This is a genomic window from Burkholderia orbicola (assembly GCF_900100915.1).
Classification (GTDB): domain Bacteria; phylum Pseudomonadota; class Gammaproteobacteria; order Burkholderiales; family Burkholderiaceae; genus Burkholderia; species Burkholderia orbicola.
This window is the reverse complement of record NZ_FNKW01000003.1, coordinates 156,370-171,197: the sequence shown is the minus strand read 5'-3', so window position 1 is coordinate 171,197 and position 14,828 is coordinate 156,370. Positions and strand designations below refer to the sequence as shown.

At 68.9% G+C, this 14,828-nt stretch carries 17 protein-coding genes; 5 read left to right on the top strand and 12 right to left on the bottom strand.

The genetic code is table 11. The features are described 5' to 3' along the window. Positions 1-159: 159 nt before the first annotated feature. On the bottom strand, positions 160-522 hold the full coding sequence (locus BLS50_RS30635) for a hypothetical protein (protein ID WP_027807736.1): 363 nt from the start codon (positions 520-522) through the stop codon (positions 160-162). 276 nt (positions 523-798) lie between these two features. On the opposite strand from BLS50_RS30635, the gene BLS50_RS30630 reads away from it, so the two are divergent. Continuing rightward, a complete protein-coding gene (locus BLS50_RS30630; protein WP_074807144.1) occupies positions 799-2,388 on the top strand; it encodes a hybrid sensor histidine kinase/response regulator in 1,590 nt (529 codons plus the stop codon). 3 nt (positions 2,389-2,391) lie between these two features. Here BLS50_RS30630 and BLS50_RS30625 read toward each other — a convergent pair whose 3' ends face one another. The 4 genes from BLS50_RS30625 to BLS50_RS30610 all read right to left on the bottom strand — a co-directional run bounded on the left by BLS50_RS30625 (position 2,392) and on the right by BLS50_RS30610 (position 5,234). After that, positions 2,392-2,715, bottom strand: coding sequence for a four-helix bundle copper-binding protein (locus BLS50_RS30625; protein WP_074807142.1), 324 nt, complete (start codon positions 2,713-2,715; stop codon positions 2,392-2,394). A gap of 32 nt (positions 2,716-2,747) precedes the next feature. Further along, positions 2,748-3,953 (bottom strand): zinc-dependent alcohol dehydrogenase, encoded by a 1,206-nt coding sequence (locus tag BLS50_RS30620; protein WP_011545596.1) that lies wholly within the window; start codon positions 3,951-3,953, stop codon positions 2,748-2,750. 140 nt (positions 3,954-4,093) lie between these two features. After that, entirely contained in the window at positions 4,094-4,564 is a 471-nt protein-coding gene (locus tag BLS50_RS30615) for a hypothetical protein (protein ID WP_074807140.1), read from the bottom strand. Between the two features lie 31 nt (positions 4,565-4,595). Then, the gene (locus BLS50_RS30610) at positions 4,596-5,234 is read right to left on the bottom strand and encodes a MarC family protein (RefSeq protein ID WP_012336578.1); all 639 of its coding nucleotides are present in this window, start codon (positions 5,232-5,234) and stop codon (positions 4,596-4,598) included. Between the two features lie 122 nt (positions 5,235-5,356). Here BLS50_RS30610 and BLS50_RS30605 point away from each other — a divergent pair, with 122 nt between their 5' ends. Then, on the top strand, positions 5,357-5,575 hold the full coding sequence (locus BLS50_RS30605; protein WP_006481288.1) for a DUF6566 family protein: 219 nt from the start codon (positions 5,357-5,359) through the stop codon (positions 5,573-5,575). Positions 5,576-5,624: 49 nt separating this feature from the next. Here the strand turns inward: BLS50_RS30605 and BLS50_RS30600 are convergent, their stop codons facing one another. Together BLS50_RS30600 and BLS50_RS30595 are read right to left on the bottom strand one after the other, a co-directional pair. Then, entirely contained in the window at positions 5,625-6,002 is a 378-nt protein-coding gene (locus tag BLS50_RS30600) for a DUF5594 family protein (protein WP_053526165.1), read from the bottom strand. A 41-nt stretch (positions 6,003-6,043) separates the two neighbouring features. Continuing rightward, the gene (locus tag BLS50_RS30595; RefSeq protein ID WP_074807138.1) at positions 6,044-7,573 is read right to left on the bottom strand and encodes an FAD-dependent oxidoreductase; all 1,530 of its coding nucleotides are present in this window, start codon (positions 7,571-7,573) and stop codon (positions 6,044-6,046) included. Positions 7,574-7,805: 232 nt separating this feature from the next. Here BLS50_RS30595 and BLS50_RS30590 point away from each other — a divergent pair, with 232 nt between their 5' ends. Beyond that, positions 7,806-8,966 (top strand): NAD-dependent formate dehydrogenase, encoded by a 1,161-nt coding sequence (locus tag BLS50_RS30590; protein WP_074807135.1) that lies wholly within the window; start codon positions 7,806-7,808, stop codon positions 8,964-8,966. Between the two features lie 27 nt (positions 8,967-8,993). Here the strand turns inward: BLS50_RS30590 and BLS50_RS30585 are convergent, their stop codons facing one another. The 5 genes from BLS50_RS30585 to BLS50_RS30565 all read right to left on the bottom strand — a co-directional run bounded on the left by BLS50_RS30585 (position 8,994) and on the right by BLS50_RS30565 (position 12,450). Beyond that, entirely contained in the window at positions 8,994-10,418 is a 1,425-nt protein-coding gene (locus BLS50_RS30585) for an aminotransferase-like domain-containing protein (protein ID WP_074807133.1), read from the bottom strand. Between the two features lie 379 nt (positions 10,419-10,797). Then, positions 10,798-11,046 (bottom strand): hypothetical protein, encoded by a 249-nt coding sequence (locus BLS50_RS30580; protein ID WP_006481293.1) that lies wholly within the window; start codon positions 11,044-11,046, stop codon positions 10,798-10,800. Between the two features lie 34 nt (positions 11,047-11,080). Continuing rightward, complete coding sequence (locus BLS50_RS30575; RefSeq protein WP_011545603.1) at positions 11,081-11,536, bottom strand: DUF1269 domain-containing protein; 456 nt, start codon at positions 11,534-11,536, stop codon at positions 11,081-11,083. A gap of 87 nt (positions 11,537-11,623) precedes the next feature. After that, positions 11,624-12,076, bottom strand: coding sequence for a phosphate-starvation-inducible protein PsiE (locus tag BLS50_RS30570; RefSeq protein WP_027813452.1), 453 nt, complete (start codon positions 12,074-12,076; stop codon positions 11,624-11,626). Then, positions 12,073-12,450 (bottom strand): LysR family transcriptional regulator, encoded by a 378-nt coding sequence (locus tag BLS50_RS30565; protein WP_027814601.1) that lies wholly within the window; start codon positions 12,448-12,450, stop codon positions 12,073-12,075. Before BLS50_RS30565 ends, BLS50_RS30570 begins: the two co-directional genes overlap by 4 nt. 422 nt (positions 12,451-12,872) lie before the next feature. Here BLS50_RS30565 and BLS50_RS30560 point away from each other — a divergent pair, with 422 nt between their 5' ends. Then, on the top strand, positions 12,873-13,952 hold the full coding sequence (locus tag BLS50_RS30560) for a Dyp-type peroxidase (protein ID WP_006481295.1): 1,080 nt from the start codon (positions 12,873-12,875) through the stop codon (positions 13,950-13,952). Beyond that, a complete protein-coding gene (locus BLS50_RS30555) occupies positions 13,945-14,760 on the top strand; it encodes a family 1 encapsulin nanocompartment shell protein (protein WP_012337541.1) in 816 nt (271 codons plus the stop codon). Before BLS50_RS30560 ends, BLS50_RS30555 begins: the two co-directional genes overlap by 8 nt. Positions 14,761-14,828: the final 68 nt, after the last annotated feature.

Sequence of the window (14,828 nt, the reverse complement as noted above, 5' to 3'; positions counted from 1 at the left end):
CGTGCGCGGACCCATGCCGCATCGCGGCGCGCGTCGGTCGGGTGAATGCAAATCGCGTGCCGGCGCCGTTGCCGGGCCGCGACGGTTGCGCGTCGCAGCGTGGGGAAACCGCCAGCCGCCCCAATCTGCAACGCGATTGCAGTTTTTGCGTGGCCGGCCTCACGGCGCGGTGCCGGGGTCGTCCGGGTCCTCCGATTCGTCCGTCCGGCCCGGCTCGCTGAGCCGCTCGGTGCGGTCCGGCTCGATGTCGGCACCTTCCTCGAGCGTCGAATCGCCGTCCGCCGACGCGCGCTCGCCGGTGCCAGCTCGGTCCGTATCGCTGTCGAGCGCCGCGTCGCCGCGTTCGAGCGCGTGGTCGTCCAGCGGCGAATCGACGTCGAACGGATGGCGCCGCGCGCCCGCCGTGTCGCTGCCGCTGTCGGACGAATCGCTCGGGCCGAGCGCACGGCCGTCGCGGCCGCGGCTCGCGTTGTCGTCGTCCGGGCCGGCCGGTTCGTTGTCGGGATTCAGGGTGCTGTTCATGTCGGCCTCCTTGCCTGGCTTGCCGCCGGGCGAGCGGCCGGATGGCCACCGCACGGCAGGCGGACGATCCGGTCGTGCAATCGGCATGCCGCGCCCGCCGCCGACGGTCGCGCCGGCGCCCATGTCGGCGGACGGCACGGCCGATGCGCACCCATTGATCAGCCGAATCGAGTTCCTTTATTCTTTCGGACGTGCCAATTCGATCCGCGCGGCCGCCGTCTGTCCGGCGGCGGTCCGGCGACCTGCGGCCGCCCGTATTTCCGACCTGCCGCTCCGATGAAGAAAGACGACGCCGATTTCCCCCCGCATCCGCCGCCCGGCCCGCCCGACGCGCGCGACCTGCAGCACCGCTTCGCCGAATTCCGGTTCCAGACCGTCGTGGAATCGATCACCGACTACGCGGTGTTCATGCTGGACCCGTACGGCAACGTCGCGACGTGGAATGCCGGCGCGGAGCGCATCAAGGGCTACCACGCCGCCGAGATCGTCGGTCACCATTTCTCGCTGTTCTATCCGATCGACGCGATCACGGCCGGCCGGCCGTCTCAAGGGCTCGCGCTGGCCGCCGCGCACGGCCACTTCCAGGACGAAGGCTGGCGCGTGCGCAAGGACGGCACGCAGTTCTGGGCAAGCGTGACGATCACGCCGGTGCGCGACGCGATGCAGGAGCTGTGCGGCTTCATCAAGATCACGCGCGACATGACCGAGCGCAAGCGGCTCGAGGAGCTGGAGGCATCGACGCAGCGGCTCAGCGTATTCATCGCGATGCTCGCGCACGAGCTGCGCAACCATCTGGCGCCGCTGCGCAATTCGGTCGGCGTGCTGCAGAGCCTGCCCGATCCGGCGCCCGTGCTCGCGCAGTGTCGCGATGCCGTGAACCGCCAGGTCGGGCAACTGACGCGGCTCGTCGACGATCTGCTCGACGTCGGGCGCATCACGGCCGGCAAGGTCGAGCTCGACGCTCGCCCGGTCACCGTGCGCGACGTCGTGTGCCGCGGCGTCGAGAGCATTCAGCCGAAACTGGCCGCGCGCGGGCAGTGGATCCGCGTCGACCTGCCGGACGATTCCGTGGTGTTGCACGGCGACGACGCACGGCTCGTCCAGGTGCTGCACAACCTGCTCGACAACGCATCGAAATTCTCGCCGCACGGCGGCCGGATCGACGTTGGCGCGCGAATCGAAGGGCCATTGGTGGCGATCAGCGTCGTCGATCACGGCGTCGGCATCGCACCCGGCGCGCTCGAAACGATCTTCGACCTGTTCGAACAGGAAGGTGCGACGGGCCGCTCCCCGTCCGGCGGTTTCGGGCTCGGGCTCGCGATCTGCCGGTCGTTCGTCGAACTGCACGGCGGGCGGATTGCTGCGGAAAGCGGCGGGCCCGGCCACGGTGCGACGTTCACGGTATGGCTGCCGATCACGCAAATGGCGCGCAACGAGCACACCGCACCGCCCGCGCCTGCCGCGCCCGGGCAGCCGGCCGTCGAGCCGCTGCGCATCGTCATCGTCGACGACAACCGCGACTCGGCCGATACGCTCGCGGTGCTGCTGCAACTGAAAGGGCACGCGCCGCGCGTCGCGTACGACGCGAATGAAGCGCTCGCGCTCGCCCGCGACTACGCACCGCAGTTGATGATCCTCGACCTGACGATGCCGGACGTCGACGGCTTCACGCTGTTGCAGGAACTGCGCGCGATCGATGCGCTGCGCGACACGACCTGCGTCGCGCTGTCCGGCCACGCGCGTGCGTCCGACCTCGAACGCACCGCGCAGGCGGGCTTCGACGATCATCTCGTGAAGCCCGTCGAGATGGCCGTGCTCGACGCGCTGCTGCAGCGCGTCGCGCGCCAGGTTCAAGGGACGCCGTAGGGCTCACGCCATCGCGCGGCACATCGCCGCGCACGCCTCGCACGTGAGCGCGCAGCGGCGGCAATGCTCGTGCGCATGCCGCGAACACTCGGCCGCACACAGGTCGCATGCGTGCGCGCACAGCGCGCAAATGCGCGGCGCGAGCCCGCTGCGGCGTGCCATCGCGCCCGACGCGAAGCGGCACAGCTGCGCGCATTCGATGTCGAGCGCGATGCAGGTCGCGAGCGTGTGCACGTCGCGCTCCGCGAGGCAGGCGGCCGCACAGGTATCACATGCGTGCGCGCAGGCGTCGCACGCGGCCATGCAGTTGTCGTATTGATCGGTCATCGCAGTGCTCCCGGTTTCGGTTCGTGTCGTCGTCATGGCGCGAGCTTCACCTTCATCCAGCCCGGCTCGCGCACGTCGAACGCGCGATACGCATCGATCGCGTTGGTCAGCGGCTCGGTGCGCGTGAGCACCGACAGCGGATCGAATGCGCCGCTGCGCACGAGCTCGACGAGCGGCGGCGTCACCGTCCGGTGATTGCAGTTGCCCATCTTGATCGTCAGGTTGCGGTTCATCGCCTCGCCGATCGGAAACACGCGCGCGGCCGGCGGGTACACGCCGATCACCGAGATCGTGCCGGCCTTCGCGACCGCGCGCACCGCCCATTGCAGCACCTGCGACGGCCCGTCGCCCGGCACCCAGTTGCGGCCGTCCGGCTTGCGGTGCGGCACGATCGCGTCGACTTCGGCATCGAACGCACGCGCGGCGTCGCGATCGGCCGCGGCCGGCCCGTGCGTCGCGCGCATCGCGTCGACGCCCACCGCGTCGATCACGCGATCGACGCCGATCCCGCCGGTGAGCCGCAGCACCGTATCGACCGGATCGTCCTCGGAAAAATCGACGATCTCGGCGCCCTGCGCGCACGCCATCTCGAGCCGCGACGCGATGCGGTCGATCGCGATCACGCGCCCGGCGCCCATCAGCTTCGCGCTCGCGATCGCGAACTGCCCGACCGGCCCCGCGCCGAACACGGCGACCGTATCGCCCGGCTTCACTTCCGCGAGCTGCGCGCCGAAATAGCCGGTCGGGAAAATGTCCGACATCAGGATCGCGCGATCGTCGTCGATCGCATCGGGCAGCCGGATCAGGCTCGCATGCGCAAGCGGCGTGCGCGCGTATTCGGCCTGCAGCCCGTCGACCGGGCCCGTTTCGGCCGGCCCGCCGAAGAACGACGTGCCCGCGCGCGGCCCGCCCGGATTCGCGACGTCGCATTGCGCGGTATAGCCCGCGCGGCAGTAGGCGCAACTGCCGCACGCGATCGTCGACGGAATCAGCACGCGATCACCGCGCCGCAGGTTACGCACGTCGCGCCCGACCGCCTCGACGATACCGACGCCTTCGTGGCCGAGAATCGTGCCCGGTTTCATGCCGCCGAGCGTGCCGCGCACCATGTGCAGATCGGTGCCGCAGATCGCGCTGGCGGTCAGGCGCACGACCGCGTCGGTCGTCGCGGAGACTTCCGGATCGGGCACCGTGTCGATGCGAATGTCGCCGATGCCGTGAAATACGACTGCTTTCATGTCAGGCCCTCCTTGTCGAAAGCGGAAACGGTGAAGGTCACCGTCGAGCCGATCGAGCAAGGCATGCGCCTGTGCGGCGCGCGCGGCGCGCCGTTGGAGAGCAGACGGGAAGCGCTTCGCTTTCGGGAAGGGCCGGCGCGTCAGTCCGTCGCCGGACCGCGCTCGCCGCCGCCGTCGCGCGCGTTCGAGATCGCTTCGACGAGCTTCAGTTCGTCGTCGATCGACAGCGTCGTGTCGGCCACTTCGCCGCCCAGCGGCGCGAGCGCCGCGCTCAGCGCATAGATGTCGAGCTGCGTCGCGGCCAGCCCGAGCGACACGGTGCCGGGGCGCGCCTTGCGCGCGACGCGGTCGGTCAGCGCATCGTCCACCGGCCGCTCGCGCCACGCGTCGAGCGACGATTCGCCGTGCGCGACCACGCTGTCGAGCAGCGATCCGGACGACACGCGGCTCGGATCGACTGCATGCGTGCGCAACTGTCCGTCGGTCGAGCACTCGACGATCACGACACCCGCGAGCGCGACGACGTGCCGGTCGCGCAGCGTGCCGAGTTCGGCCAGCGCGCGACGCGCCGCGTCGAGATCGGGATAGGACAAGACGATCAGCGTGTTCATTCAGCGACTCCAGGCAGTCGAACGGGCGCGCTCAATGCGGCAGCCCGAACGCGGCTTTCAGGCTCGCGACGATCATCTGCATCGCGATCGCCGCGAGAATCATCCCCATCAGGCGCTGCGTGACGGCCGTCACGCGCGGCGACAGGTAGTGGCCAATCAATGGCGCCGACAGCAGCGACACGGCCAGCAGCACGAGAAACGCGGCCAGCCCGAGCGCGAATGCAAGTTCCTGCCCGCTCGATACCGCGCCGTGCCCGAGCACGATCATCGTCGCGATCGTGCCGGGGCCGACCAGCAACGGGATCGTCAGCGGATAGATCGCGACGCTGTCGGCCGCCGCCGGATCGGCGCCTTCGTCGGCGCCCGGCGCATGCTGGCGGCTCGGTGCGCCATGCAGCATCGACAACGCGATCAACAGCACCAGCAGCCCGCCCGCGAGGCGGAAATCGTCGATCGTCAAGCCGAACACGTGCAGGATCGCGCCGCCCGCGACCGCCGACACGATGCAGCCGACCGTCACGCCGATCGCGGCCGTCAGCGCGACCTTGCGGCGCACGCCGTCCGCCGCGCCTTCGGTCAGCGACAGGAACACCGGAATGTTCGCGATCGGGTTCATGATCGCGAACAGCGCCGCGAACACCTTGATGGAAAAGGTCAGGTCGAAGGCCACAGGGTCGCTCCCGTCTCGCGCGGCACGTGACACGCACCCGCCGGTTCGTTTTCGATGCGCGGCGCACGCCATGCTGATACGATCCACGCACCACGTTCATTCACGACGGAGGGCCCCGTTCGATGCAAGCCACCGACACTTTCATGGGTCACGAGATTCGCGTCGATGCGACGCGCAACGCGAACGGCGCGTGGGTCGCGCAGGTGCGGATCTTCCGCGACGGCGCGCCGGTCGACCTGCCCGCGCCCGAACTCGTCACGCCGGAATGGCTGACGTGCGACGAGGCGCTGCGCGGCGGCATCGACCAGGGGCGCGTGATCATCCGAACGCGCGATCGGTAACCGCGCGCGGTTCGGCCGCACGCCATCGGCCGACATCGCGCGACGCACGTCACGCATCGAAATCGAGGTCGCCGATCAGGATCTCGCGATCGCGCTGCGTCCGGCTGCTGAAATCGACCGGCAACTCCATCTGCCACCGCTCGATCGTGACCGGCAGCACCGCGAGATAGCGATCGAAGCGGCTGTGGTCGGGCTCGGCCAGCAGACCGGCGATCGCATCGTCGCGCCACGCGAGCCGCGCGTTCAACCGGTTCGGCAAGCCGACCGTCGACGTGAGGCCGATCACGTCGACGCAGGTCGGGCTGCCCTGCCCGTCGTGCGGCACGACGTCGACCTGCACTTCGCCAGGCTGATACAGGTCGCGCAAGCGCGTCGCGATGCGCGGCGCGAACTCGGTTTCGAAACGGGCACGGACGTCAGGGTTCATTTCGCCTCCATTCAAGGTTCGGTGGGTGTCGTCTGATGCTTTCATGCGGAAGCCGTCTGCCGCTCGAACGCCGCCTCGGCCTTCAGGTTGTCGAGATCGCGAGCTATCGTCACGACCGCGAGCCGCGTGTTGCCGCGCCAGTACGCGATCGAGCAGTCGTGCGCGCCGAGGTCGCCGTCGATCTCGACGCGATCCCATTGCTCCGCATGCCCGACATAGCGGAGCGTCAGGTCGTAATGCTGACTCCAGAAAAACGGCACCGCATCGAACGGCCGCTGCTGGCCGAGCAGGTTGCGCGCCGCGACGATGCCCTGCCGCTCGGCGACGACCCAGTGCTCGACGCGAATCCGCTCGCCCGTCAGCGGATCGGGCCAGCGCGCGATATCGCCGGCCGCGTAGATGCCGGGCGCACTCGTCTGCAGGAAGCGGTCGACCGTCACGCCGCGTTCGACCGCGAGCCCGGCGTCCTGGGCGAGTTCGACGTTCGGATGCACGCCGATACCCACCAGCACGACGTCGGCCGGCAGCACGTCGCCACTCGACAGCGTCACGCTGTCCGGCCCGATCCGCGCGGGCGTCGCGCCGAGATGGAACACCACGCCGTGCGCTTCGTGCAGCGCCTTGATCGTGTCGCCGAGCGCATCGCCGAGCACGCGGCCCATCGGATGCGGATCGGGCGCGACGACGTGCACGTCGAGCCCGCGCGTACGCAACGCCGCAGCCGCTTCGAGGCCGATGAAGCTCGCGCCGACCACCACGCAGCGGTGCGCGGTTTTCAGCTTCGCGATCAGCGCATCGCAATCGGCGCGAGAGCGCAGCGTACGCACGTGCGGCAGATCGGCACCGGGCACGTTCAGGCGGTTCGGCTCGGCGCCGGTCGCAAGCAGCAGCGCGCCGTATTCGACCCGGCTGCCGTCGGCCAGCTCGACCGACCGCTGCGCGGGATCGATGCGCGTGACCCGCGTATTGCAACGCACGTCGATCCGCTGCTCGGCATAGAACGACGGCGCGCGCAGCGGCAGCCAGTCGGCTTCCGCCGTGCCCGCGAGGTAATCCTTCGACAGATTCGGCCGGTCGTACGGCGGATCGGCATCGGCGCTCAGCAGCGTGATCGCGTGCGGATAGCCTTCCTGCCGCAGCGTCACCGCGGCTGCGATCGCGGCGGCGCCGCCGCCGACGATCACGACCGATGCGGGCAGCCCGGTTTCCTTCGGCGCAGGCGGCGCGGCGGCCGGCCGCGCATCGACTACGACCGCGCGGCCGTCGCGCCACTCGACGCGCCAGCACGGCAGCCCGTCGAGCGCCGGCGCGCGCTCCATCTCGCCGGTGCGCAGGCAGAACGCCGCGTGATGCCACGGACAGCGAATCGTGTCGCCGACCAGCAGGCCCTGGGCCAGCGGCCCGCCGTAGTGCGGGCATTGCGCGCCCACCGCGAACAGTTCGTTGCCGCGGCGCACGAGCAGCACCGCCGCGTCGCCGACATGGCCCTCGATCATCGCGCCGTCGGCGAGATCGTCGAGCGCGATCCCTTGCGTGAGATCGGGGCGTGAGGACGCATCGCTTCCAGTCATGACGTGGCTCCCGAAAAGTCAGGTAACGATCCCATTATCGACATCCCTCCTGAAAAGAACAGGTACAGACGCCCCGCAGCGCACGCAAACGCGGACTGTAGCTTGTACGCGATTCGCGACCGGCGTAGAACGTGATCAACGTTGCGGCGCAACACGGCGGCCGCCTGCGACGGGCACGGCGCGACCCGCGCAAGCCGCGTGCCGCCTTCACCTGTCAAAGGAGCACTACCCGATGGCTACCGTCCTGTGCGTGCTCTACCCCGATCCCGTCGACGGCTATCCGCCGCGCTACGTGCGCGACACGATCCCGGTCATCACGCACTACGCGGACGGTCAAACCGCACCGACGCCGGCCGGCCCGCCCGGCTTCCGGCCCGGCGAACTCGTCGGCTCGGTGTCCGGCGCGCTCGGCTTGCGCGGTTATATGGAAGCGCACGGCCATACGCTGATCGTCACGAGTGACAAGGACGGCCCCGATTCCGAATTCGAGTGCCGGCTGCCCGAAGCGGACGTGGTGATTTCGCAGCCGTTCTGGCCCGCGTACCTGAGCGCCGAACGCATCGCCCGCGCGCCCAAGCTCAAGCTCGCGCTGACGGCCGGCATCGGCTCCGATCACGTCGATCTGGACGCCGCCGCACGCGCGCACATCACGGTTGCCGAAGTCACCGGCTCGAACAGCATCAGCGTCGCCGAGCACGTGGTGATGACGACGCTCGCGCTGGTGCGCAACTACCTGCCGTCGCATGCGGTCGCGCAGCAGGGCGGCTGGAACATCGCCGACTGCGTGTCACGCAGCTACGACGTCGAAGGGATGCATTTCGGCACGGTCGGCGCGGGTCGCATCGGTCTCGCCGTGCTGCGCCGGCTGCAGCCGTTCGGCCTGCAACTGCACTACACGCAGCGCCACCGGCTCGATGCGTCGATCGAGCAGGCGCTCGCGCTCACGTATCACGCCGATGTGGTGTCGCTCGCGAGCGCCGTCGATATCGTCAACCTGCAGATTCCGCTGTACCCGTCGACCGAGCACCTGTTCGACGCGGCGATGATCGCGCGGATGAAGCGCGGCGCGTACCTGATCAACACCGCGCGCGCGAAGCTGGTCGACCGCGACGCGGTCGTGAATGCGCTCACGTCCGGCCATCTCGCCGGCTATGGCGGCGACGTGTGGTTTCCGCAGCCGGCGCCGGCCGATCACCCGTGGCGCACGATGCCGTTCAACGGGATGACGCCGCACATCTCCGGCACGTCGTTGTCCGCGCAGGCGCGCTATGCGGCCGGCACGCTGGAGATCCTGCAATGCTGGTTCGACGGCAGGCCGATCCGCAACGAATACCTGATCGTCGACGGCGGCACGCTCGCGGGCACCGGCGCGCAGTCGTACCGGCTGACATGACGTCGTGCGCCGTGCGCCGCGGCGCGGTCAGTCGATGCAGGATGCGGCGAGCTTGCCGACGGTGACGACCGCGCGCTCGATCTCCGGCGACCACGGGCTGCTGTAGTTCAGGCGGATGAAGTTCCGGTAAGTGTCCGCGATCGAAAACATGTAGCCCGGCCCGATCGTGATCCCCTGCTCCAGCGCGAGCTGGTACAGCCGCATCGCGTCGACCTGCGCGGGCAATTCGACCCACAGCACGTAGCCGCCGGCCGGACTCGAAATGCGCGTTCCCTCCGGAAAGAACCGCGACACCATCGCGCGCATCAGGTTCGCCTGCTGCGCATACGCCTTGCGAACCCGCCGCAGGTGATGTTCGTAGCCGTCGCGTTCGAGAAACTCCGCGATCGCGAGCTGCGGCAACGACGGCGTCGCCAGCGTATTCAGGAACTTCAGCTTCTCGACCTGCTCGCGATAGCGGCCCGGCAACGCCCAGCCGATCCGGTACGCGGCCGTCAGGCTCTTCGAGAACGACGAACAATGCAGCACGATGTCATGGCGATCGAACGACTTCAGCGTGCTCGGATGCATGTTGCCGAAATACAGTTCGTTATACACACCGTTCTCGATGATCGGTATGCCGGCTTTCGTTGCGAACGCCACCAGTTCGCGCTTGCGCTCGTCCGGCATCTGGAAGCCCAGCGGGTTCTGGAAGTTCGGCATCACCATGCACGCTGCGATCGGCTGCGACTTCGCGATCGCGGCCAGCGCCGCGATGTCGATTCCGTATTCCGGGTGTGTGGCCACCTCGATCGCCTTCATCCCCATCCGCTCGATCGCGTGCAGCATCGCGTAGAACGTCGGTGACTCCACCGCGATCGTGTCGCCCGGCTTCGCCACCGCCTGCAGACACAGGTTGATCGCCTCCGTCGCGCCGACCGTCACGATGATCTCGTTCGGGTCCACCGACATCCCGTTTTCAAGGTAGCGGCGCGCGATCTGCCGGATCAGCCGCGGATGGCCCGGCGGCAGCCCGTCGGTCACGCCCCACAGCGACTTGTCGCGACCGGCGGCGTATGCGTAGCGGTTCAGCTTCTCGAACGGAAACAGGCTCGGGTCCGGATACGGCGAGCCGAGCGGCACCGCGTCGTCCGTGCCGATCGAGCGCAACGTCGACAGCACGAGCCGGCTCACGTCCACCGACGACGAGATCGCGATCGGCTTCGACGGCCGCAGCTCGCGCACCGGCGCATGGCCGTCGTCGCGCCGCAGATTCACGAAATAGCCCGACTGCGGCCGGCTTTCGAGCAGCCCGCGGCTTTCCAGCAGCAGATACGCATGCAGCACGGTCGTGATGCTGATCCGGTGCTGCTGGCTCGCCTGCCGCACCGACGGCACACGGTCGCCGTGTCGATATACGCCTTGCCGAATGAGTCGCTCTACGTCGTTCGCAAATTTCTCGTAGAGCTTCATCCGCCTCGCCCCGCCAGCGATGAACCGGCCTGCGCCGCATGGGCGGCACCGCCGCACCGACGCACGAAGCCGGATAGCCGTCGCCGGGGGCGGGTGTCCCGGCTGGAACCTCGTCCGTTATCGAAATTGAAGGCGGATAGCAATGCGAATCTCATCAAGACAAGGTTCGGCATCCTACTGCGTCATTTCGGCGAATGTAAGTGACAGTTTGGCGAGGAAACGTCAAATCCGGCCAGCGTGGTGAACAGATGATGCGAACGCGACGGCGCGGCCGCGCGCGCTCGCACGGCAGCCGTTCGTCCGGCGCACGTCATGATGTATTGCGGTAGCAGAGGGGGCGACGGCGAAGCGAAGCCCGGCCATGCGGGCCCGCTCGCACTCAAGCGTCGTCGACGTTGTCCGCGTAGTGGTCGATCGCGACCTTGCATTCGTCGAACACCACCGTCAGCAACGCGACGTCGTTCGACTCGAGCCACTTGCGGATCTGCAGGAACTGGCCGGTGCCGAGATCGGCGAGGCGGCCCGGATCGTCGGTCGTCACGTCGACGCTCGCGATCGCGCGGTTGCCGGGCAGCGGCGACAACGTCGCCGCGATGTCGAAGCGCCGGTACGATTGATCGATGCGCATGCGGTTCTCCCGAATCGGTTCGAAAAGAGCGGGCTCAGTCGAGCGTCTGGCGAAAGACCTTGCCGCCGAATCCCGTCACGACGTTGTCGACCGAGAACGGCGTGTCCTCCTTCGCCTCGAGAATGACCGCGACGCTGCCCGGCACGAGCCGCGCCGCGACCGTCTCGACGAACGTGCCGTCGAGCAGCGCGTTGCCGGCCGCTTGCGCGAGAATGCCCGCGCCCGCGCCGGCCGCCATGCCGGTCACCATGCCGATCGGCCCGGCGAGCAGGCCGAGCAAGCCGCCCGCGATCGCCCCGATCACGCCGCCCTTGAATGGCCGCGATTCGGCGTCGAGCACCGCGAGCTTGCCGTTCGCGTCCTTCTCGACGACGACGCCGTTCTCGATGTGGAATCCTTCGTTCTTCTCCGACAGCGCCTCGAAATCGTTCGCGGCCTGGCGGGCCGTCTCGACGCTGCCGAACACGGCGACGATCAATTGCCTGGTCATGCGACACCTCGCTCGATGGAATGATGGGGAGACCGCCGCACCGCGCACGGCGCGCCGGGGTTCGCTTCGCATGCCGCCCGGGCCGCGTTACTTGCGGACATGCACGTCGTCCTCGACATCGTCGACGTCCGCCGGAAAGCGATGCTGGCCGAAGCTCAGGATCAGCACGCCGACCGCGAGCAGCACGATCCCGAAGGTCGTCATCAGCATCCGCTCGGGGCTGTCCGTCGCGCCGCGCAGGATCAGGTCGCGCGCGAGCGACGTCATCGCGATGAACAGCGGAAACCGCACCGGCAGCCGGCCGAGCCGCAGGTAGCGCAGGTCCATCGCGAGCACTTCCAGATACAGGAACATCAGCAGCAGGTCGGTCAGCGAAACCTCGCCCGCGAGCACGACCTTCCACGCTTCCTGCGCCATCGCGAACGCGGTCGCCAGCCCGATCACGACCAGCCCGGCGAGCTCGGCCGCGTGAAGGAAATGGCCGAAGCGGCGACGGATGCGCTCGGCGGTCGTATCGGTGGATGCAGTGGACGTATTCAACGCGTTAACCGGTGTAGTGTCGTGGGCGCGGCGATCGATGCTCCGTCGCTGCAGCGAGTGGTCTCGGGCAACGGCAAGCCCGCGACGGGCGAACGGGAAACCGTTGTGCACGCACCGGCTCCGCTCGCGCCGGTCGCCTGCGCGACCGCGGATAGCGTGCGCCGGCAACACGCGTAAAACGCGACGCCGGCCTCGGTGCATGCGACCGCGTCGCCCGAGCGGTCCAGCAACAATCGGCAGCCGAGATAGCGTTCGAGCCCATCGAGCCGCGCGCCGACCTGTGCAACGTCGAGCTTCAGTTCGGACGCCGCGCCGGACAGCCCGCCATGCTCGACGATTGCACCGAAAATACGCATCGCTTCCAAAAGGTTCATCATGATGGCCGTGGTCGCGCGGAGCGAAACCTAATCTACTGCACGCGACACACCCGCTCAAGAGCACAGCGCCGCGGCCGCCAGGAGTACAGCTGAGCGGGCGCCGCACAAAACCCGGCCCGGTTTGATCCATTCGAATGACAGATCGTCGATACGTGTTCCAAAGACCCGCCGAAGCTGCTAGATTGCATGCTCGACGACGTTACGCGGTGCGGCCAGCCTTACGCGCCGGGCGAACGCGCGGCCACCCCGCCTGCCTCCCCTTCGCGCCCCGGGGGCCGGCCGCCGCCGCTGCGGCCCGTTGCGCGATGCCCGCGCAACGTCCTTCATCCGCATGTCACCAAGCACAGAGAACAGTCGCATGACACAGTTCAACCGTTCGCCTTCGCGCGCCGCGGCTACCGCGGCCCGTCCGTCCCGACATGACTGACCGGCAGGCCGCGATGCAGACCACTCCTCCCCCGCTCTCCCAGGCCGTTCACAGCACGATCACGCGCAGCGCGATCTTTCTCGTGGCGACGATCAATCCCGGCGCCGATCACGCCGACACGATCCGTTCGTGGTGCGGCGACATCGCCGCGCTGGTGCGCTCGGTCGGCAAGCGCGTACCGGGCGGCAACCTCACCTGCGTGTGCGGCTTCGGCTCCGACGCGTGGGATACGCTGTTCGGCGAGCCGCGCCCCGCGTCGCTGCATCCGTTCCGCGAATTCGGCGCCGGCCAGCGCGTCGCGGTCGCGACGCCCGGCGACATCCTGCTGCACATCCGCGCCGAAGCGATGGATCTGTGCTTCGAACTGGCGACGCAATTGCTCAATGCGCTCGGCGACGCGGTCACGGTCGTCGATGAGGTGCACGGCTTCCGCAATTTCGACCAGCGCGCGATGATCGGCTTCGTCGACGGCACCGAGAACCCGGAAGGCCGCGAGGCGGTCGACTTCACGGTGATCGGCGACGAGGATGCCGAATTCGCGGGCGGCAGCTACGTGCTCGTGCAGAAGTACCTGCACGACATGGCCGGCTGGAACGCGCTCGCGGTCGAAACGCAGGAGCGCATCATCGGCCGCACCAAATTGTCCGACATCGAGCTCGCGCCGGACGTGAAGCCGTCGTGCTCGCACAGCTCGCTGACCACGCTCGACGAAGGCGGCCAGGAAGTGAAGATCCTGCGCGACAACATGCCGTTCGGGCGCCCGGGCGCCGGCGAATTCGGCACCTATTTCATCGGCTATGCGCGCTCGCCGGCGCCGATCGAGCAGATGCTCGAGAACATGTTCGTCGGCCGCCCGCCGGGCAACTACGACCGCCTGCTCGACTACAGCCGCGCGGTCACCGGCTCGCTGTTCTTCGTGCCGTCGGCCGACCTGCTCGAAGCGCTCGCCGACCGCCCGGCGCCGCCCGCCGAAGCCACCCAACCGGAATCCACGCCGTCCGCGCCTGCCGCACCGCATCGCGACGGCTCGCTGAACATCGGCTCGCTGAAAGGAACCCCGACCTATGAATAACCTGCATCGCGAACTCGCGCCGATCTCGTCGGCCGCCTGGGAACAAATCGAGGAGGAAGTGGCGCGCACCTTCAAGCGCTCGGTGGCCGGCCGCCGCGTCGTCGACGTCGACGGCCCCGCGGGCCCCGAGCTGTCGGCCGTCGGCACCGGGCACCTGCTCGACGTGGCCGCGCCGCGCGAGCTCGTGAACGCGCGGCTGCGCGAAGCGCGCACGATCGTCGAGCTGACGGTGCCGTTCGAGCTGAGCCGCGACGCGATCGACAGCGTCGAGCGCGGCGCGCGCGACGCCGACTGGCAGCCGGCGAAGGAAGCCGCGCAGCGGCTCGCGTTCGCCGAGGACGGCGCGATCTTCGACGGCTACCGGGCGGCCGGCATCGTCGGCATCCGCGAAGGCACGTCGAACCGCCGGCTCACGCTGCCGGCCGACGTCGGCGCCTATCCGGACGCGATCAGCGACGCGCTGGAAGCGCTGCGCCTGGCCGGCGTCGACGGCCCGTACTCGGTCGTGCTCGGTTCGGACGCATACACCGCGCTCAGCGAAGCGCGCGACCAGGGCTATCCGGTCCTCGGCCATATCAAACGCATCGTCAGCGGCGAGATCATCTGGGCGCCGGCGATCAGCGGCGGCTGCGTGCTGTCCACGCGCGGCGGCGATTACGAGCTGCACCTCGGGGAAGACGTGTCGATCGGCTACACGAGCCACACCGACAAGGGCGTCCGCCTGTACCTGCGCGAAACGTTCACGTTCCTGATGCTGACGAGCGAGGCATCGGTGGCCGTGGCGCCGCAGGGCAACGCGGCCGCCTGAGCGCGGTTGCCGGCGCGCGCTGCCCGCCCGGGCGTCGCGCGCGACGGCCGTACCGCCGGCCGCCGGTT